The organism is Polymorphospora sp. A560 (assembly GCF_045781765.1).
Classification (GTDB): domain Bacteria; phylum Actinomycetota; class Actinomycetes; order Mycobacteriales; family Micromonosporaceae; genus Polymorphospora; species Polymorphospora lycopeni.
Map to the genome: position 1 here is coordinate 4804209 of NZ_CP122282.1, position 19783 is coordinate 4823991.

Below are 19783 nucleotides of genomic sequence, written 5' to 3' on the forward strand. Positions count from 1 at the left end.
TTATGCGGCCGTCGCGCTCCAGGGCAGCACCACGGCCACCGTCCAGCCCCGGTCGAGGTTGGGACCGGCCTCGCAGGTGCCACCGAGGAGGCTCGCGCGCTCCGTCATGCCGACGATGCCGAACCCGCCCGGTCCGGCGGGGCGGGCCGAACCGGTGTCGCCGTCGTCGGTCACGCGCAGGCGTACGGATCCGGCGTCGGCGGCGACCAGGACCTCGATGCGGGTCGCGTGTCGGGCATGTCGTCGCGCGTTGGTCACCGACTCCTGCGCGAGGCGGTAGATGGCGGTGCCGACGGTCGCCGGGATGCCGTCGAGGTCGCCGGCCAGTTCCACGTCGACGATCGGACCGGGCTGGGAACCGTTCGCCAGCCGTACGAGGTCGGGGATGCCCGGGTTGGGTGCCAGGTCCGCCGGTCCGGTCCGGCGCAGCGTGTGCACCATCGTCCGCATCTCGGCGAGGGCGCGGGCCGCCTCGGCCTCGATGACGCGCAGCGCGTCGACGGCGGCGTCCGGCCGGGTCGCCGCCACCGCGATGCCGGCCTGGGCCCGGATCGCCATCGCCGAGACGTGATGGGCCACGGTGTCGTGCAGGTCGCGGGCCAGCCGCTCGCGTTCGAGCAGTTTGGCCTGGTCGAGACCACGGGCCCAGAGCATCGCCCGGTACCGGAACGCGATGGCCAGGGCGAAGGTCGCGAACAGCACGACGAACCCGATGACCATCTCGGTGAGGTCGACGTAACCCAGCGCCGCCGACAGGAAGTTCTTGGCGACGATGAGCGCCGCACCGGCCACCGCCTCCCGACCGGAACCCCACCGGAACAACGCGTACGGCAGGGCCAGCAGGTAGACCATGGTGACCAGGTCGGGCTCGCGGCCGATGAACAGCGGGGTCACGCCGGTGGCGGCGAAGGCGATCGCGACCATCGGCAGCGGCCGGGCGCGGCGCCACAACAACGTCGGCACCAGCGCCAACGTGATGATCACCGCGGCGGCGCGCGCCGGGATGTCCGGCCGCAGGATTCCCTCGAGGACCGTGAGCGATGCGACCACGCCCACGAGCGCCCAGTCCCGCCAGCCCAGCTCGGGCGGGTCGAGGGCTCGGGGCGCGCCCCACACGGAGCGGAGAAGCTCACGCACGTACCCGATCGTACGCAGCGCCCGCCGGCACCGGATTGGCCCAAAGTACGGCTGGTGTCCCGTTCCATCGGCCGGGTCGGATCCGGCCCGCGCTCCGATGAGTTCCTGCGCACCGGCCGGGAGGATCGACGCACGACGACGGGCAACAAGAATCAGGCAACGGGAAGGGCAGCCGTGAACTCCTCCGCCAGATCGAACTGGCTCATCCCCACCGGCCTGCTCGTGCTCGCCGCCGTACCGGTGGTCGCGGGCGGGCTACGACTGACCGAGTTGGCCGGCGGCGGGCAGGTGCTGCCGGACGGCGAACGGATCGGCTCCGCGCCGGTGCCCGTGATACTGCACATCGTCGGTGTCACCGTGTACGGCATCCTCGGCGCCTTCCAGTTCGCGCCCGGCTTCCGGCGCCGGCGCCGGGGCTGGCACCGGGCCGCGGGACGGCTGCTGGTGCCCTGTGGACTGCTCGCCGCGCTGAGTGGACTGTGGCTGACCCTGTTCATGCCGCGCGCGGCCATCGACGGTGACGTGTTGGCGGTCATCCGGGTGGTGGTGAGCGTCGCCATGGCCGGTTGCCTCGTCCTCGGCTTCGTCGCGGTCCGGCGGCGGGACTTCGCCCGGCACCGGGCGTGGATGATCCGCGGCTACGCGATCGGCATGGGCGCGGGCACGCAGGCCTTCACCGCGGCGGCCTGGGTCGCGGTGGCCGGCCCGCTCACGATGTCGGGCAAGACCGGCACCATGACCGCGGCCTGGCTGATCAACGTGGTCGTCGCGGAATGGATCATCCGCCGCCGTCCGGTCACGGCCCTCGGCCGGCCGGCGCCGGCGCCGGCCGGGATCGCCCCGTCGATGTGATCGTCTGCGGTTCAGCACTGCCGGTACGGCGTGTCGAATGCCTGGGCAGCAGACGATCAAGGCGGCACGGACGCCGCACGCGGAAACCGTTGCTCTATCCCCTGAGCTACGGGGGCGCGATGATCCAGACTAGCTAGCAGCGGCTGTCGGCGTACCGCAGGGAGCCGCAGGCGCGATCGACGCCGGCACCGCCACCAGCGGATCACACGACGACCACACGCGCGCGGCCCGAACAGGCGGTCTTCAGCGACGGACACGATCGGTCGAGATCGGTCACGACCGGTCACCGTTGCCGGAGCAGACACCGGGCACACACACAAAGGCCATCGATACCTGTTCACGCCGGCCGGTCTCGTCGAGGTGATGCCCTCCAGATGCGGGGTTGCCCCAAGCCGGCGCCTGGCCGCCCGCCGCTCAACTCCCCCGCGGTCCGCGGGTGGCGCGAGTTGGAGCGGCTTCGGTGAGCGGGCAGCGACGCTTCGGACGGCGCGATATCGGCGGCATCCGCACACGCCCAGCTCGCCCCATCCCGCGAGCAGGTACACCAGCTGGCGGGGGCCACGACCAGAACGCCGCCCACGACAGACGCGCCGCCGCCGATCCAGACCACACGGTCCGTTACCTCCCCGACGCTCTTCGCAAACCGATACGCCCTCTTCTGTCGATGGGAGGGCGTCGCGCTCGCTGTCGTACCGATGTGAGTTCGCCGAGAAGTGGCCGTGGGCGCCGGCCTGGTCGCGCAAGTCTTGCATGGCGACCGTACTTCTCGGCGATGTGCGGGCCTGCTGGCAGACGCTGATTGTCAGCGGGCTACAGGTTGTTGATTCGGGCCAGCAGCTCTGCCTCGGTCAGATTCTCCAGGACCGCGTCCTGCTTGCGGCCCAGGACTGCCAGCAGCTTTTCCTTCTCCAGTTTCTTGGCTGCCGCCGCCTTCGCCGACTGGTCCTCCGCGAGGCGGATGGCGATGACGTGCTTGACGACCTCCAACTTGGTCTCCAAGGTTGCCTTGGCCGGATTGGTCTCGGTGGCCACGAACGACTCGGTGTCGATGGCCTTGAGTTCGGCGTTGACCGCCTTGGCCACGTCATCGAGGCTGAAGCCGGACTTGGCGGTCAGCGGAAGCTCCCACAGCTGTTCCGTGGTCAGCAGTCCCTTGGCCGACGGGTAGCGGAATTTCTCCCGCGTGGCCTTTTCAAAAATGGTCACGATGCCTCTCTCAGATTTTCTGGGTAGGAAATCAGAACTGGATACTGATGAGGTGGCGCCGGCCGTCGGTCATGGTCACCTTGGCGACCACAGAGCTGCGGACCGTGGAGCTGAAGCCGAGGCCAGACAGCTGATCCGGGGACGGCTCGCACTTGGTGCGATCGCCGAGAACCTCGAACACCTTGCGGTGCGGTTGCAGGTCGCCGCGGAGGAACTCGTTGTAGATTCCCCGGGTCGGCTGGTCGTTCACGCACCCTTTCAGGATGAAGAAGTAGTGGCGGTTGCCGACCTCGCCGTCGTCGAAGTAGTTCGGCGAGTACATGATGGTGGACACCGGCACGAACTGTTCGGTGGTGATTCCCCACAGGTTCTTGCCTGCGCTGCCCGGCTGCATGTCCTTACCCGGCCGGAACGCGGTGATCACCTCGTCGGCGACCGTCATCCGGCCCACCTCGACGGTCTCCTTGTGGCCGACCGCCCGCTCGTGGCTGTAATGCTCGATTTTCCCGTTGCTCTCGGTCTCGATCACAAAGCCGACCTCGGTGCTTTCCCGCTTGTTGAACTGGTGCACCTCGATCCGGTACTCGCCGTCGGGGACGTTGTCGGTCCAGGTAACGTTCTCCACCGGCTCGCGCGAGAACGCCCCGCCCGCGTTCATGTCGACGTCCAGCTTGTTGCGTTTCTCCTTGTACCAGATGTGGTCGCCGTTGGGTTCGAACACGTGCAGGTCGAGGTCGTCGTGGTTGAACCAGGACAGGCTCACCCGCAGCTTGCCGGTGACGTTGCCGCCGGCCCGCTTGACCTTCTCCTTGATCGAGTCGGTGACGTTGCCGTTGTAGGACCAGCCGAAATCGTTGTCCCAGGTGAACAGCCGCGGAGCGGCCGGGTGCCGGCCGGTGGTGAGACTGACGAAGTGCGGTTCGTGGCTGTTGGCGACCCACAGGTCGATGGTCGCGGCGCCAGGCAGGATGTCTTTCATGAAGGTGACCACGGGAGTCTCCTCCGGCTTCGCGTCACGAAGGCGCGCACCTGCCGACCTCATGGTGGCCGCCTGCATGAGCAGCCCTTCGATGCCGTCCTTCATTCGCGACTGTGTGTCGTTGTCGACCCATAGCACGTTGGTGACCGACACGTCGGACAGCCGGGCGAACCGTCGCTGCAACGACTCCTCGATGCCCAACTCGTCGATGGTCTTCATGGCAGCCTTGACCATGGCCGGGGTGATCAACGCCGTGGGGCGCTGGTAATTCTGCGGTGCCACCTTCGTCTCGAACGACCGGACCGCCTGCTCCAGGTCGACGCCCGCGGACAGATCCTGGACAAGGGTGCCGATCACCGTGTTGCGGAACCGGGCCGCCGGGTTCATGGCGTTGGCGAAAATGAAGGCCTGTCCGTCGGTCGCCTTCGTCCACCGGTTCTGCAGTGACCGGAACTCGGTCACCGCCCGACGATGCTCCGTGCCGCGGTAGAGGGCGTTGTCGTCGATGAGGTCGACGACGGTGTCCAGAGCGTGCGGGGTCAGCTCGGCCAGGCCACGCCGGAACACCTGTACCGCGGCGTCGAAGGTGCCCCGTGCCGCGCCGACGTCTTTGATGCGATGCCGCTTCTCCACCCGGCCGTGCAGGTGGTGCCACACCTCGACCTGGCCGTCGCGCAGCGTCCGGGTCGTCCTCGTCCCGTACTCCGCCTCAGTGGACCGGAAAATGGTGGACAACGGCAGCGTGCTGACGAATTCGTCCATTGCGGCGGCGACGATGGAGAAGACCGGGTCGGATGCAGACACCCCGGACCAGACGGAGCGAACCTGTCCGTTGTGGATCTCGACGATGTTACCGAAATTCTTGATGAACCCGCGGCAGGTCGAGCAGTCGTACTCGGACCGCTCACGGAACCGGAGATTGGTGCCGGCGGGGAAGGAATCGAGAAAGGTGAGCCAGAGTGAGTCCCGGTCGAGACCGTCACCGACGACGTACAACTCGTCCTTGGACATCGCGGACAGACGTATAGTCACATCCGTCACGAACTGCTGGAAATCACCCACTGTGTCATCCTCCTTGATCACCGGAGATCCTATGGAGTGCCTGCAATCGGAGAAACGCATTTCCGGCTGTCCGCACGGTCACGGACGGGCGCCAGTGGCCGGCGGTCAGTCGACCGGATTCGCGTACGGCGGTAGGGTGCCGAGCCGGCGATCAGCGGTTCCGCCAGTTGGCCGGTGGCTCAGTTGCGCAGATCCCGACTCACGCCGTGGTTGCCTTCCCGGGCACCGGCGGGCCTGGGTGATCGGGGCATGCTCCGCATGATGATTTTCCTCGCCACCAACAACTCCGCCGACTACTGCGAGGAGACCGGCGTCCTCGCGCTCGAACTACGTGCCGAGATCGCGAGGGTCACCTGAGACCTGACCCGAGTAGCGGATCTCGAACATCCTCTCAAGCACGCCAGGCTCACACCGAGGGACCGTGTGAACGCGCGCTTGATCAGGTGCTCGCTCATGCCGCCGATAGTGCGCGTCGGCGCCGAAGCACCCCATCACTCGGCAGCCGTCAGCGGGGTACGTCCAGGTGCGAGGCCGTCCGGTCGCGCCGCTGACCGTACGCGCTGACGACCCTGAGCCGTCACGGTCCGTACCGGTCGGCAAGGCTGGCAGGCATCCTGGACAAGCCGAGAGCAGTAGCGGACTTCCGTGGCGCGTTGGTGGCATAGAATCGCTTGGATATTGGGGGTCTCCTTGCGTCTGTTGCTGGCTTGCCTCGTGGCCATCGTTTCGGTCGGGCTCGTCGCGTTCGGTGGCGTGAGCGCGCTTGCTGGGTTCCTGGACCAGCGCGCGGCGGATCGCGTGTACGTGGTCCAGTTCAAACGCCCCGGCGACGAATGCGGCGGCGCGCGGCAGTTGCACCTCGACGTGACCGACGGAAAGCCGCTGAGCTGCCGACCAGGGTATGCGGGAGTCGTCGGGGGATACGCCAGAAACGACCTGCCCGGCTTCGCCGACGCACAGAACGAGCAGGTGCTGGCCTTGGCCGAAGGGCTCGGCGGCGATGGGCTGTCGGGCGCTGAACAACGCCGGATCCAGGACCGGGTGGATCAGATCCTGGCCACGGTGCCAGCCGCCGAGCGGCCGGACCGCAAGCCGGGCTTGTGGGGCGCGCGCCAGGCCTGGCTAGGGGGTGGGCTGGCAATGGCCGGCGTGGTCGGGTTGGTTGCCCTCTTGCTGCTCGCCATCCGCGCTACCAAGCGGGCACGCTGAGGTGGAGCGGCCTGGGTGGGGCACCAGACCGCGCGGAGCGGCTTCGCCGCGAAGACTGGCAGCTCATGCTGCCCAAGACAGAGATCAGCGTCATGATCACGTATACGGACATGCCGCGATCCGGGCACACGGAGCGTGCCATCGGCAGGTCGGTAACCGTCCGGAACTGCCGAGTTGAGGACGTTGTGGCGAACGAACCAATTAGGAGCAGGCGACAACGGGCGAGCGACCGAAGGTACGGATTCACCCGAGTTCCGCAGTTCGTAGGAACACAAGCATGATCGGGTCGGGGTCGATGCTGGTCACGGGCTCGCAGATGCCTCGGACTGGGCCGGCGGATCCGAAAGTGTAGTAACACGACCTGAGATTCACATCTTGTTCTGCCAGTGGTGATGTGGTTTCTTCGTAGTCATGTATCTGCGGTTCACCTCGCGGACCAACGCCGACGGCAGCGTGGTGCGCTACGTCGCGTTGGCACACAACCGGCGCGTGGACGGCAAGATCAAGCCTGATGTGCTTATGAATCTGGGCCGCGTCGACCGGGTCGACGTCGAAGGGCTGCGCCGGCTCGCCGCGTCGATCGACAAGCACTTCGGCGAAGACGGCGCGGGTGCGGAAGCGGGCCTGGCGGCCGGAGCGGGACCTCTCGACGTCGTCGACGCACGGTCGATCGGGTCGACATGGCTGCTCGACGGGTTGTGGCGGCGCCTCGACGTCGGCGCGGCGGTGCGGGCGGCTGCGGACGCGCGTAGGTTCACCACGAACATGGAACGGGTGCTGTTCGCGCTGGTCGCCAACCGAGCTGTGGCGCCGATGAGCAAGCTGTCGGCCGCCGAGTGGGCCGGGCAGGACACGGTCATCCCGGGCCTGACCGGTATGGACGACGACCACGCGTACCGGGCGATGGACCTGCTCATCGACGCCGATACCTGCGGCCGGGTGCAGGAGGCGGTGTTCTTCGCCGTGGCCAACCTGTTCAACCTTGAAGTCGACCTGTTGTTCTTCGACACCACCAGCACCTACTTCGAACGCGACACCGAAGACGACGGCGACGATGCGTTTCGCCGGTTCGGGCACTCCAAGGACCACCGCTCGGATCTGCCGCAGATCGTCATCGGCCTGGCCGTGACCAAGGAAGGCATCCCGGTGCGGTGCTGGTGCTGGCCCGGCAACAGCAATGACCAGGCCGTGCTGGCCGAGGTTCGCGACGACATGCGCGACTGGAAGCTCGGACGCGTGATCACCGTGGTCGACCGCGGGTTCTCCAGCGCGGACAACCTGGCCTACCTGCGCCGCGCCGGCGGGCACTACATCGCCGGGATGCGCATGCGTGACGGCAACCCCCTCGTCGAGCGGGTCCTGGCCCGCCAGGGCCGCTACCAGCAGGTCAAGGACAACCTGCGCGTCAAGGAAGTACGCATCGACGGATCCGACGTGCGGTTCGTCATCTGCCACAACCCCGACCAGGCGATGCGTGACAAGCAGCACCGCGACGACGCGATCGCCCGCGTCGAAGCCGAACTCGAACGCATCCGTGACCAGCGCGAACGCGACGCCAGACGACCCGTCGCAGACAAGGCCCGTAAGAAGAACGAGGCGGCGCACGCCCGCGCCGAGTGCGCCCTGCGCGACCACCCGACCCTGGGCCGGTGGCTCGTCCAGCAGCCCAACGGACGACTGAAGGTCAACAAGGCCAAGGTCAAGGCCGAGGAACGCCTCGATGGCAAGTACCTCATCGCCACCTCCGACCCGCACATCAGCGCCGAGGACGTCGCGCTGGGCTACAAGAACCTCCTCGAGGCCGAGCGCGGGTTCCGCGACCTGAAGTCGCAACTGCTGCTGCGGCCGGTGTTCCACCGCCTCGAGCACCGCATCCGCGCCCACGTCCTCATCTGCTGGCTGGCCCTGCTGCTGATCCGCGTCGCCGAACGCGCCACCGGCCAGACCTGGCGAAACATCAACCGGCAACTCGGACGAATCAGCCAGGTCACCCTCGCCGGGCCCGCCGGCACCGTCGTGCAGACCACCCCGCTGAGACCCGAACACAAGGCCATCTACCAGGCACTTTCCGTCCAGCCGCCGGCCCGGGTCACCGCCTTCGACCCCCAGTAGCCAAGATCAGATCCTGGCAAGAGGGCGTAGACACACGCCTCTTGTTCGACGCACGTCAATCTTCGCTGCTCCACATCCAGATTCCGATGATCGTTGAACTACAAACTGCGGAACCCGGGATTCAGCGTCTCGTCTGAGCCGGACGGCTTTGCGGCTACGCTGCCGGCCGTCCGGGCTCCTGCTGGTACGGTCGGCGGGTGATCGTCGAGGAGCACTGGTGGAACGGGGAGGCGGCGACACGAGGGCGTCGCGACATCTACATTCGTACCGATGGTCGTCGCTGGGAAGTGCAGGCGCAGATCGGTGGTGCGCACGGCCGTTCAGAGGTGCTGGAGTGCTTCAGCCGTAGCTCGGCGAGCATCCTCGCGAGGGCTTGGCGCGGGGGCAACCCGGCCTGGCGCATGCTGCCTCACTGAGGGTAGTGCCGTCGGGCGTCAGACTGACGGCAGGCACAAGGTCCCTCGACCGAAGGGCCTCGACTGGCGGAGAGCGGGAACCCAACCGCGTTTCAACTTCTGATCCACGATCCTCACCCTCCACTGGGCGTCCGGCATCTCCGAACTCCGCCGTGCCGGAATGTCCGCTCATGCCGCGAGGCGCGCGCAACGCAGCGTGACGAGCCGGGCCAGCGCTCGATATCTGCGACTATCAATGAAAGAGTGCTGCGGCCAAGGCGTTCTGAATCGCTACGGCAGACCTCGCGACTGCATCTCGTCCTCAACCGCTTCCCTGCGGCGCCGCCAGTCCCGCCGAGCCTTGGGGTTACGGCCGGGTGATCTGCTCGATGACTGCTCAAACTCCCGGGCCAGGCTGAACCGACCGATCAACTGCTCGTCGGTAAGGCCCGGCAGCTCACGGTCCCAGGTCTCCAACATCTTCCATCGCGACATGCCGTATGCCCTCCGTCCCTGCCGACGCCATTATTTCAGCGAACGGGATGCAAAGCTGGCATCCGCTTCTGCCGCAAAGCGCTCGTCACCGACGGTGACACCGGGGCCGATCGCTGATGGTTCGAACGTGTTGATCATCGGATGCCTGGCCGCTACACGAACCTGGGTGCATGGAAACCTTGCCCGGACTACGCCTCATCGGCGTGCCTGTTGATGATCTTCCGTTGCCTCCCGCGTTCGACGCGGTCACGGCCTGGGCTGGTGCTGGCCGGGTGGTGCGTGCCACCGAGCTGGACGTGGCGACGTGGCGGCTTCCCGAGCCGCAAAGGGCAGCGCTGGTCTCCTGTGGCGTACCGCTGATCGACGACCTCGTGAGTGCGGTGTCATTCCACGCAGCGCCGACGATCTACCGGTTGGCGAACTCCGACGACCTGGACTGGGTGTACGGTGCCGCACCGGGGACAGGCGAGGTGCGGGCATGGTCGTCGGACGGCAGCACTCAGTTCATCAACTCGACGATCACCCACTGGCTGTGTTCGCTGCACATGGTTGGTAACTGGCTGAACAGCTCGCCCGTCATCAACCGCTGGGACGAAGACGGACAGGCCGAAGAGGAAGCACTCGCGGAGATCGCCGACCTGTTGGACCGGATCAGAGCTCTCGACCCGCCCGCGATCGCGGACGGCGACCATGCAACCCACTTCTGGCCCGCAGTGCTCGACCGGTGGCTCTACTGATCGATGCAGACGTCCTCTTCTGCCGCCGACCGAGCAACGCTGCGCGCCGAGGTCCTCACTGTTCTTCGAAGTTGAACGCGAAGTCGCCGGTCTCGATGCGATCGATGAGTTGACCGACGTCGTTGGCCTGCCTGATCCCGCTGCCCCACCCATTGCTGGTGATGTCGACTAGCAGTACCGGGTCGGGGATGTCGGCCTCATGGGCGTCTCGGTGGTCACCGCGGTCGTAGGCCCAGGTCACCTTCAAACGATCGCCTCCCCGCCTTCAGAGTAGGCACACCAGTGCCCCACCTGCCCGCCACGGCCGCGGGGCCGTGGCGGATCGCGTACGGGTGCGCGTGGGTTGCCCGAACCAATACAGCTCGATGACCTCAATGGCGCGACCGCGTTTCATCGGAGCGGGCACGGAGCGTGCTGGTACAGGAATGCGTGCCATCCGTGGCCAGTGTGCAGCTTGTCGGGCTGCCGCAATGTCGAACATCGGCACACGGAAACCACCGTGCGGTTCTGTCGCGTGACGGCACCAACGCCGACTCACCCTTGACAGTCAGGTACAGATGTACTGGTACGCTCGTACTAGTACATCCGTACCTGACGGGGTGGGAGATGCCTGACGTGGATGTGGGGGCTGGCAGCGCGCCGATCGAGCGGTCGCGGCGCGACCCGGAGGGCCGCCGGCGGGCGATCGTGGAAGCGGCGGCGGCGCTGATCGTGGAGGACGGACTGACCGACCTGACCCACCGGCGGGTGGCCGCCCGGGCCGGGGTCTCACTGAGCGCGACGACGTACTACTTCTCCTCGCTGGAGGAGTTGAGCGAGGAAGCGCTGCGCCTGCTCGCCGACCGGATCGACACCGAGCTGGCGGCCGTCGCCGAGACGCTGGCGGCCCACGGCGGCGACCCGGCCGTGCTGGCCGGGATCCTGCACGGCTACCTGCTGGAGCCGACGCGGGTGCAGGCCGACACCGCGCTCTACCTGGCCGCGACCCAGCGGCCGGCGCTGCGCCCACTGGCGCTGCGCTGGTTCGACGGCCTGGTCGAGGTGCTGTCGAACCACGTCGACGCGGGCACCGCGACGGCGCTGGCGGTCTACGCCGACGGCGTGACCGTGCACGCGATGCTGCACGACGAGATCCTCGACCTCGCCGCGATCACCAGGGCGGTGACGGCGCTGATGCGTCCCGACGACGGGAGCCGGCGATGAGCGCGCCGCAGGACGTCCAGCCGGCCCCGGGCCTGTCGAGGGCGCGCCGGTGGGCCTGCCTGGCCGTGCTGTCGGCCAGCCTGCTGGTGGTCGTCATGGACATGACCGTGCTCAACGTGGCACTGCCCGACCTCGCGGCCGACCTGTCGCCGACGTCCGACCAGCAGTTGTGGATCGTCGACACGTACTCGCTGATCCTCGCCGGTCTGCTGGTGCCGATGAGCGCGCTGGCCGACCGGTGGGGCCGCCGGCTGCTCCTGCTGGGCGGCTTCGCGGTCTTCGGTGCCGCGTCGCTGCTGGTCCTGGCCGCCGACACCCCGAACGCGGTGATCGCGGTACGCGCCCTGCTGGGCGTCGGCGGAGCGATGATCATGCCGACCACGCTGTCGATGATCCGTACGGTGTTCACCGATCCGGGCGAGCGGGCGACCGCGCTCGGGGTGTGGGCGGCGGTGTCGTCGCTGGGCGCCGCGGTGGGGCCGATCGTCGGCGGACTGCTGCTGGAGCACTTCTCGTGGCAGGCGGCGTTCCTGGTCAACGTGCCGCTCATGGTCGCGGCGCTGGTCGCCGGGCGGCTGCTGCTGCCGGAAGCGCGTGACCCGTCCCCGCCCCGCTGGGACGTGGTGGCGACCGTGCTGGCGATCGTGGGCATGGTGTCGCTGGTGTGGGCGATCAAGCAGTTCGCCAAGTACTTCGCCGACGACGGGCTGGCCCAGCCGGCCGCCTGGGCGGCGCTGACCCTGGCGGTGGTGCTGCTCGGCTGGTTCGTGCTGCGCTGCCTGCGCCGGCCGGACCCGCTGCTCGACGTACGGCTGTTCACCCGCGCCCCGTTCACGGCCGGCACGGTCGCGGCGCTGGTGTCGATGTTCGCGATGGCGGCGCTGCTGCTCCTCGTCGCGCAGTGGCTGCAACTGGTCGAGGGCCAGTCGCCGCTGCAGGCCGGGGTGCACCTGCTGCCGATGGCGGCCGGGGCGGTGGTCGCCGCGCCGCTGGCACCCGCCCTGGCCGGGCGCGTCGGCGCCCGTGCCGTCCTCGCCGGCGGGCTGGCCGTGGCCGGCGTCGGTTTCCTCGTGCTCTACGCCGCCGCCGGGCCGCTCAGCTATCCGGCGGTACTCGTCGCCCTGGCGCTGCTCGGCGCCGGCTCGGGGTCGCTGGCGATCGCGTCGGCGATCATCATGTCCGGCACCCCGCAGAGCAAGGCCGGCAACGCCGCCGCGATCGAGGAGACGGCGTACGACCTCGGCAACGTGCTCGGCGTGGCGATCCTGGGCAGCGTCGCCGCCGCGCTCTACCGCGACCGGCTCGCCGGCCTGACCGGGGAGGGCGTCGACGGCTCGCTCGTCGCCGCAGCCCAGGAGTCGCTCGGCGCCGCCCTGCACGTCGCCGCGGAAGCCGGCGTACCGGAACTCGCCGCCCGCGCCCGGGACGCCTTCACCGATTCGCTGGTGCAGATCGGTCTGGTCGGCGGCCTGGCGATGCTCGCCGCCGCGGCCGTCGTCTACATCCTCGTGCCCCGCAGCCTCGACCTGACCAAGCAGCAGCACTGAGCCGGTCACGACACCGACCGCCGGTTCGCCGGTTCGCCGGTTCGCTTGACCTTGCCGCAGCGTCAACGTTTCTACTGGTGGTCATGCGGATCGGCGAACTGGCGGCGCTGGTCGGGGTGTCCACCCGGACCGTGCGGCACTACCACCACCAGGGGCTGCTGCCCGAACCGGGCCGGCGGCTGAACGGATACCGCGAGTACGAACTGCGGGACGCGGTCGTGCTCGCCCGGATCCGCCGGCTGACCGAGCTGGGCCTGTCGCTGGACGAGATCCGCGACGTGCTCGCCGACGACGAGGGCCGCGAGCTGCGGGACGTACTGCTGGAACTGGACGCCGACCTGGCCCGGCAGCAGGCGGAGATCACGACCCGGCGGGACCGGCTGGCGGCGCTGCTGGCCGCGACCGACCTCGGTCCGGACTCGGCGATGTCGCCCGCCCTGGCCGAGGTCCTGGGTGGGCTGCCGGCCGGCGGGTCGCGGTTCGCGGCGTTCGACCGGCAGGTGCTCGGCCTGATCGAGGCCGCCGCCGAACCGGCCCACCGCGACGGGTTCGCCGCGCTGTTCCGGCCGCTCACCGAGCCGGACGCGGTGCGGCGGGGGCACGCGCTCAACACCCGGATGGACGAACTCGCCGACGCCACCCCGGACGACCCGCGGGTCGCCGCGCTCGCCGCCGACCTCGCCGCGCACCTGCCGGACGAGATGGTGACGGCGCTGGTGGACAGTCTCGACGATCCCGACTCCAGCCACTGGCTGGAGGTGACGTCGCGCGAACTGCCGCCCGCACAGCAGGCGGTGATCCGGTCGATGGTCGAGTTGTTGAAGGAGCGGGGATGAACATCGCGGTAGTGGACCTGGCCGGAATCGACACCGGCATGGCGGACCTGGTCGGTGGCAAGGCGGCCGGCCTGGCCCGGATGATCCGCGCCGGTGAGCGGGTGCCCGGCGGGTTCTGCGTCACCACCACGGCGTTGGTCGGCGGGACGCTCCCGGTCGAAGAGATCGAGCGGGCGTACGAGCGGATGGGCGGCGGCGTTGTCGCCGTACGGTCCAGCGCCACCGCCGAGGACCTGCCCGACGCCAGCTTCGCCGGACAGCACGTCACGGTCCTCTCCGTGACCGGGCTGCCGGACCTGCTCGACGCGGTCCGCGCTTGCCTGGACTCGCTGGACTCCGAACGGGTCGCGGCCTACCGCGCGGCGAACGGAGTCGGTGCCGCGCGGATGGCGGTCGTCGTGCAGCGGATGGTCGACGCCGCGGTGGCCGGGGTGCTGTTCACCGCCAACCCGGTCACCGGGAGCCGGTCCGAGATGGTCGTCGACGCGGCGCCGGGGCCGGGTGCCGCCCTGGTCGACGGGGCGGTGGACGCCGATCACTACGTACTGGCGGCCGACGGCCGCCCCGACCGGGCCGACGGCTGCCTCGCCCCGCAGCGGTTGGCCGAACTGTACGCGGCCGGCCGGCGGCTGCGGGACCGGGCCGGGACACCGCAGGACGTCGAGTGGGCCGTGGACCACGACGGGGTGCTCTGGCTGCTCCAGTCCCGGCCGGTCACCACCCTTTTCCCCGTGCCGCCGCAGACCGGCCGGCCCGGTCCCCGCGTCTATCTGGAGCTGGGCGGGCAGTTCCAGGGGGTGCTGCAGCCGTTCACACCGATGGGGGTCGCCGCGCTGCGGGCCGTCGCCGCGGGCATCGGCGGCGGGTCCGGCAAGGAGGGCGGGTCGGGCAAGGAGGGCCGTCCCGGCAAGGACGGCGGGTCGGGGAAGGATGGCGGGTCGGTCGTCGAGATCGGGGGCCGCCTCTACTTCGACCTCACCGACACCGTCCGCCGCCCCGGCGCCGACCGCTGGCTGCCGAAGTTCGTGGAGGCGGACTTCGGCCCCCGGGTGCGGACCGTGGTCGAGCAGGTGCTGGCCGATCCGCGGTTCGCCCCCGACCCGAAGCCGGCCCGCCGGGGCGGCGGAGTCGGGCCGCTGCTGCGCGTCGCCCCGCGTGCCGTCGCCGGCGTCGTACGGGCACTGGCCCGCCCCGCCCCGGCCCGCGACCGGGCGTTGCGCGCGGTCGACGAGTTCCGGCGGGAGTCCGTCGCTCCGCCCGGGCTGGACACGGCCGCGCGGCGGCTGCGTTTCGTCGCGGACGTCGGGCTGCCGACCCGGAAGCTGGAGCGGATGATCTGGCCACTGATGGCCGGCATCCTGGCCGGCGCCGCACCGGCGGCGCTGCTGAAGGGCGTCGCGACCGAGGCCGAGGTCCGCACGGTGCTGGGCGGCATGCCGCACAACATCACCATCGAGATGGACCTGGCGCTGTGGGAGATCGCCGAACGGGCCGGCGGACACCGCGAACTGCTGCTCGGCGTCCCGGCGGCCGAACTGGCCGCCCGCTATCTCGCCGGGGAACTTCCCGACATCGGGCTGGCCGGGTTCCTGGACCGGTTCGGGCACCGCGCCGCCGTCGAGATCGACATCGGGGTGCCGCGCTGGGCCGAGGATCCGGCGCCGGTGTTCGCCGCGATCGCGAACTACCTGCGGATCACCGACCCGGACCAGGCCCCCGACCGCAGGTTCGCGCGGGCGGCGCGCACGGCCACGGCGACGCTCGACGACCTGGCCCGCCGGGTCCGCCGGCGCCGGCCGGTACGCGGCCGGATCGCGGTCTTCCTCCTGCGCCGGGCCCGGCAACTCGGCGGCCTGCGCGAGCTGGGCAAGTTCGCCGGCCTCTACCCGCTGGGCGAGATGCGCCGGCAGGTGCTCCTCGTCGGCGCCGAACTGGCCGGCCAGGGGCTGCTGAAGGAGGCGCAGGACATCATGTTCCTCGACCTCGCCGAGGCGGACGCCGCCGTACACCGGCAGGTCGACCACCGGGAGCTGGTCGCCGCCCGCCGGCTGGCGTACGACCGGGAGCGGCGCCGTACCCACGTCCCGGTCGCCCTGCTCTCCGACGGCACCGACGTCGAGGCGCTGCGTACGGCGAAGCCGGCCGGCGAGGGGACGCTGGCCGGGCTGGCGGCGGCACCGGGCACGGTCACCGGACCGGCCCGGGTGGTGCGGGACCCGGCCGACGCGTACCTCGAACCCGGCGAGATCCTGGTGGCCCCGACCACCGATCCCGGCTGGACCCCGCTGTTCCTGACCGCCGGCGGCCTGGTGACCGAGATCGGTGCGCCGCTGGCGCACGGCCCGACGGTGGCCCGGGAGTACGGCATCCCGGCCGTGATCTGCGTACGGGATGCCACCCGGCTGATCCGTACCGGTCAGGTGATCACGGTCGACGGCGCCACCGGCACGGTCGTCCTGTCCGACGGCGCCTGACGGCGGCCCGCACGGTCCCGGTCAGGCCCGGACGGAGCCGGCTCGGCCGCGGGCCGGTACGTCCTTCGGCAGCCGGCCCGCGTAGCGGCCGCTGGGTCGGAACCGGCTGGGCCGGTCGCCGTACTCCTCCAGGGCGTGGGCGATCCAGCCGGCGGTGCGGGCGACGGCGAAGATCGCCTCCCCGGCGTCGGCGGCCATCCCGTTGAGCAGCGTGAAGGCGGCGAGGGCGAAGTCGACGTTGGGTGCGGTGCCGGAGCGGCGGGTCACCGCGTCGGCCACCCCGGCGACCAGGTCGCGGGTACGCGCGGCCGGGGCCGGGCTCGCCCACAGCAGTTCCAGCAGGGCGGCCGCGCGGGGGTCACCGGCCGGGTAGAGCGGATGCCCGAAGCCGGGGACGCCGCCGCCGGCGCGCAGCCGGTCGGAGACGGTGCCGACCGGGTCGCCGGAGCGTACGGCGTCGGACAGCAACTCGTACGCGAGTCCGCTGGCCGCGCCGTGCAGCGGCCCGTCGAGCGCGGCCAAGCCGGCCCCGACGACCGCGTACGGGTGGGCGCGGGCCGAGGCGGCCACCCGGGCGGCGAGGGTCGACGCGGCGATGTCGTGGTCGGCGAGCAGGACGAGCGCGGTGTTGAGCGTGTCGATCGCGGCGGGGGTGGGCGGGGCGGCGGTGAGCCGGGGCCAGAGCGCGTCGGCGACCGGGAAGCCCACCGGCGGGCCGGTCTCCCTGGCCTGTACCGGTAGTGCCGCCACCATGGTGTCCAGCATCGTGCGGGCGGTCGCGACCACCGCGGCGGGCGTGGTGTCGAAGCGCAGCCGGTCCGCCGCCGCGGCCGCCGCCACGATGATCCGCAGCCGGTCGGTCGGCCGGGCGGCCGGCGGCAGCGGCGCGGTGACCGCCCGGGCGAGGGCTCGCAGTTCGTCGTCGGGCACCAGCGGGACGTGGCGCGGTTCGCCGGTCCACAGCAGGGTGGCCACCGACTCGTACGACTCGGTGCGGGCCAGGACGCGTACGTCGTGACCCCGGTAGTACAGCGCGTCGCCGGTGATCAGGGTGATGCCGGTGTGGATCGCCGGGGCGTCGGGGGCGGGTCCGGGCCGGCGCCGTCCGGCGGCGAAGGTGACGACGTCGGACTCGGCGAACAGACTCTCCTTGCCGTCGCCGTTGCGCCGACTGGCCAGCAGGCCACGGCTGACGTAGGCGTAGACCGTCTCCTTCTTGACGCCCAGCCGGCGAGCGACCTCCTCGGTGGTCAGCAGGCGGTCCGGGCTCATGTGGTCATGCTCCCATATTGACTGAATCAATATTGACAGAGTCGACAGGGCGCCCCGACATTGAAGCGATGCTGACCGTGAAACCTGGACTTGCCGACGTCGTCGCCTTCGACACCGAGATCGCCGAGCCGGACCGTGCGGGCGGATCCCTGCGCTACCGCGGCATCGACATCGAGAAGCTGGTCGGCCACGCCACCTTCGCCGACGTGTGGGGGCTGCTGGTCGACGGCGACTTCGGGCGCGGGCTACCGCCCGCCGAACCGTTCCCGATCCCGGTGCACTCCGGTGACATCCGGGTCGACGTGCAGGCGGCGACCGCCATGGTGGCACCGTACTGGGGGCTGCGGCCGCTGATCGACATCGACGGGGAGCAGGCCCGCGAGGACCTTGCCCGTACCTCGGTGATGATGCTGTCGTTCGTCGCGCAGGCCGCCCGCGGCGCGCGGCTGCCCGCCGTACCGCAGCGGCTGGTCAACGGGGCCCGGACGGTCACCGAACGGTTCATGATCCGATGGCAGGGTGAGCCGGACCCGCGCCAGGTCGAGGCGATCGACCGGTACTGGGTCTGCGCCGCCGAACACGGCATGAACGCCTCGACGTTCACCGCCCGGGTGGTCGCCAGCACCGGCGCGGACGTCGCCGCCTGCCTGTCCGCCGCGGTCGCCTCGATGTCCGGTCCGCTGCACGGCGGCGCCCCGGCCCGGGTGCTCGGGATGATCGAGGACGTGGAGCGGGGCGGCGACGCCCGGGCGTACGTCAAGGGGGTGCTGGACGGTGGCCGCCGCCTGATGGGCTTCGGGCACGCGATCTACCGGGCCGAGGACCCCCGGGCGCGGATCCTGCGGGCGGCGGCGAAGGAACTGGCCGCCCCACGGTTCGAGGTGGCCCTCGCGCTGGAGAACGCCGCCCTCGCCGAGCTGCGGGAACGCAAGCCGGACCGGGTGCTGGAGACCAACGTCGAGTTCTGGGCGGCGGTCGTCCTGGACTTCGCGGGGGTCCCGGCGGATCTGTTCACCCCGCTGTTCACCTGTGCCCGTACGGCCGGGTGGAGCGCGCACATCCTGGAGCAGAAGCGACTCGGCAAGCTGATCCGCCCGTCCGCCGACTACGTCGGCCGGCCCGACCGCGACCCGGCGGACCTGCCCGGCTGGGACGGCGTCCTGTCCCGCCGTTAGGCGCAGTCTGCGACCGCCCCGTGTCCCACCGTTAGGCGCAGTCTGCGACCGCCCCGTGTCCCGCCGTTAGGTTCCGCTGCGTGGCCGCCCCATGCCCGCGGGCATGGGGCGGCGGTCAGCCGGCTCGCCCACCTGAGGGTCAGGCGTCGGCCCGCATGTGTTCCCGCGCCCACGCGTCGAAGCTGGTGAGCGGGATGCCGAGGTCCCTGGCGTAGCGGGGGCGGCCCGGCTGGGGGGCGGCGTTCAGCCACTCGTGCCCGGCGCCCATCGCCGGCATCCCGGCGGCGAACGCCTCCTCCTCGGTCATGTCCGGCGCGGACAGCCGCGTGCCCAGGACACCGGAGAGCACCTCGGCGATCTCCGTCATCGACAGGTGGTCGCTGGCGAACTCCAGCTCGACCCGGTCGAACCGCTCCGGCGCGGCGATCGCCGCGGCGGCCGCCCGGCCGATGTCGTCCACCGCGACCAGGGACAGCCGGGTGTCGGGCTTCAGGACGCTCACCAGGCCGCCCTCGATGCCGCGCGGGAACAGGAACGCCATGGACGGCAGGAAGTTCACCATGAAGAAGCCCGGCTTGAGGATCGTCCAGTGCCGGAAGCCGGCCGCCCGGACCCGGTCCTGGATCGCGCTCTTGGCAGTCATGGTGGGTTCCACCGCGGCCCAGCGGCCTTCGGCCCAGCCCGGGGTCTCGGTGTGCTGACCGGCGCCGGTGACGGACGTGTGCACGAACTGCGGTACGCCGGCCGCCTTGGCGCCCTCGACGAGGTTGACGCCCTGGGCCACCTCCCCGTCGAAGTCGAAGCCCGCCGCGGTGACCGCGGGCGCCTGCACGGAGAAGACGGCGCGGACTGCCTCGGCGGCCCGGATCACCGAATCGCGGTCGTGGAGATCGCCGGTGACCAGTTCGGCGCCGAGCGCCTCGACGGCCCTGGCCCGCTCGGTGGCCGGGTCGCGCACCAGGGCGCGTACGGGAACGCCTGTCGCGCGCAGGGCGCGGACGGTGGCACCGCCCTGTCTGCCGGTGGCGCCGGTGACCAGGACGGGCGCGGAGGCTGTGGACATGATGCTCCTCGACTGCTCGGCAGCTAAGT

The 19783-nt window shown here is 70.4% G+C and carries 16 protein-coding genes; 10 read left to right on the plus strand and 6 right to left on the minus strand.

Translation table 11 applies throughout. The annotated features are described in order from the left end of the window. Nucleotides 1-1137, minus strand: a complete 1137-nt coding sequence (locus tag QCD66_RS21365; protein ID WP_375736994.1) for a sensor histidine kinase — start codon at nt 1135-1137, stop codon at nt 1-3. Nucleotides 1138-1311: 174 nt separating this feature from the next. Between QCD66_RS21365 and QCD66_RS21370 the strand changes: the two genes are divergently transcribed. Beyond that, a complete protein-coding gene (locus tag QCD66_RS21370; protein ID WP_375736995.1) occupies nt 1312-1989 on the plus strand; it encodes a DUF2306 domain-containing protein in 678 nt (225 codons plus the stop codon). A gap of 810 nt (nt 1990-2799) precedes the next feature. Here QCD66_RS21370 and QCD66_RS21375 read toward each other — a convergent pair. Continuing rightward, entirely contained in the window at nt 2800-3195 is a 396-nt protein-coding gene (locus tag QCD66_RS21375) for a hypothetical protein (RefSeq protein ID WP_117672512.1), read from the minus strand. Nucleotides 3196-3226: 31 nt separating this feature from the next. Then, complete coding sequence (locus tag QCD66_RS21380) at nt 3227-5236, minus strand: hypothetical protein (protein WP_407566756.1); 2010 nt, start codon at nt 5234-5236, stop codon at nt 3227-3229. 690 nt (nt 5237-5926) lie between these two features. On the opposite strand from QCD66_RS21380, the gene QCD66_RS21385 reads away from it, so the two are divergent. The 4 genes from QCD66_RS21385 (at nt 5927) to QCD66_RS21400 (ending at nt 10184) form a co-directional block, all read left to right on the plus strand. Continuing rightward, entirely contained in the window at nt 5927-6445 is a 519-nt protein-coding gene (locus QCD66_RS21385) for a hypothetical protein (protein ID WP_375736996.1), read from the plus strand. A gap of 411 nt (nt 6446-6856) precedes the next feature. After that, complete coding sequence (locus QCD66_RS21390; protein ID WP_407566753.1) at nt 6857-8557, plus strand: IS1634 family transposase; 1701 nt, start codon at nt 6857-6859, stop codon at nt 8555-8557. Between the two features lie 197 nt (nt 8558-8754). Further along, nucleotides 8755-8973 carry a hypothetical protein gene (locus QCD66_RS21395; protein WP_364207083.1) on the plus strand — a complete coding sequence of 73 codons (219 nt, stop codon included), beginning with the start codon at nt 8755-8757 and terminating at the stop codon, nt 8971-8973. A gap of 644 nt (nt 8974-9617) precedes the next feature. Further along, entirely contained in the window at nt 9618-10184 is a 567-nt protein-coding gene (locus QCD66_RS21400) for an SUKH-4 family immunity protein (protein WP_375735655.1), read from the plus strand. 55 nt (nt 10185-10239) lie between these two features. Here the strand turns inward: QCD66_RS21400 and QCD66_RS21405 are convergent, their stop codons facing one another. After that, nucleotides 10240-10425: a hypothetical protein gene (locus tag QCD66_RS21405; protein ID WP_364207087.1), complete on the minus strand. Its 186-nt coding sequence runs from the start codon at nt 10423-10425 to the stop codon at nt 10240-10242. 365 nt (nt 10426-10790) lie between these two features. On the opposite strand from QCD66_RS21405, the gene QCD66_RS21410 reads away from it, so the two are divergent. The 4 genes from QCD66_RS21410 to QCD66_RS21425 all read left to right on the plus strand — a co-directional run bounded on the left by QCD66_RS21410 (nt 10791) and on the right by QCD66_RS21425 (nt 16244). Beyond that, nucleotides 10791-11387, plus strand: a complete 597-nt coding sequence (locus QCD66_RS21410; protein ID WP_375735656.1) for a TetR/AcrR family transcriptional regulator — start codon at nt 10791-10793, stop codon at nt 11385-11387. Next, on the plus strand, nt 11384-12934 hold the full coding sequence (locus QCD66_RS21415) for an MFS transporter (protein ID WP_375735657.1): 1551 nt from the start codon (nt 11384-11386) through the stop codon (nt 12932-12934). Before QCD66_RS21410 ends, QCD66_RS21415 begins: the two co-directional genes overlap by 4 nt. 83 nt (nt 12935-13017) lie before the next feature. Continuing rightward, on the plus strand, nt 13018-13770 hold the full coding sequence (locus tag QCD66_RS21420) for a MerR family transcriptional regulator (RefSeq protein ID WP_375735680.1): 753 nt from the start codon (nt 13018-13020) through the stop codon (nt 13768-13770). Then, on the plus strand, nt 13767-16244 hold the full coding sequence (locus QCD66_RS21425) for a PEP/pyruvate-binding domain-containing protein (protein ID WP_375735658.1): 2478 nt from the start codon (nt 13767-13769) through the stop codon (nt 16242-16244). The genes QCD66_RS21420 and QCD66_RS21425 overlap by 4 nt, the downstream gene beginning before the upstream one ends. A gap of 21 nt (nt 16245-16265) precedes the next feature. Here the strand turns inward: QCD66_RS21425 and QCD66_RS21430 are convergent, their stop codons facing one another. Beyond that, complete coding sequence (locus tag QCD66_RS21430) at nt 16266-17516, minus strand: citrate synthase (protein ID WP_375735659.1); 1251 nt, start codon at nt 17514-17516, stop codon at nt 16266-16268. 68 nt (nt 17517-17584) lie between these two features. Here QCD66_RS21430 and QCD66_RS21435 point away from each other — a divergent pair, with 68 nt between their 5' ends. Then, nucleotides 17585-18691 carry a citrate synthase 2 gene (locus QCD66_RS21435; protein ID WP_364207099.1) on the plus strand — a complete coding sequence of 369 codons (1107 nt, stop codon included), beginning with the start codon at nt 17585-17587 and terminating at the stop codon, nt 18689-18691. Nucleotides 18692-18830: 139 nt separating this feature from the next. On the opposite strand, the gene QCD66_RS21440 is transcribed toward QCD66_RS21435, so the two are convergent. Next, a complete protein-coding gene (locus QCD66_RS21440; protein WP_375735660.1) occupies nt 18831-19754 on the minus strand; it encodes an NmrA family NAD(P)-binding protein in 924 nt (307 codons plus the stop codon). Between the last annotated feature and the right edge of the window lie 29 nt (nt 19755-19783).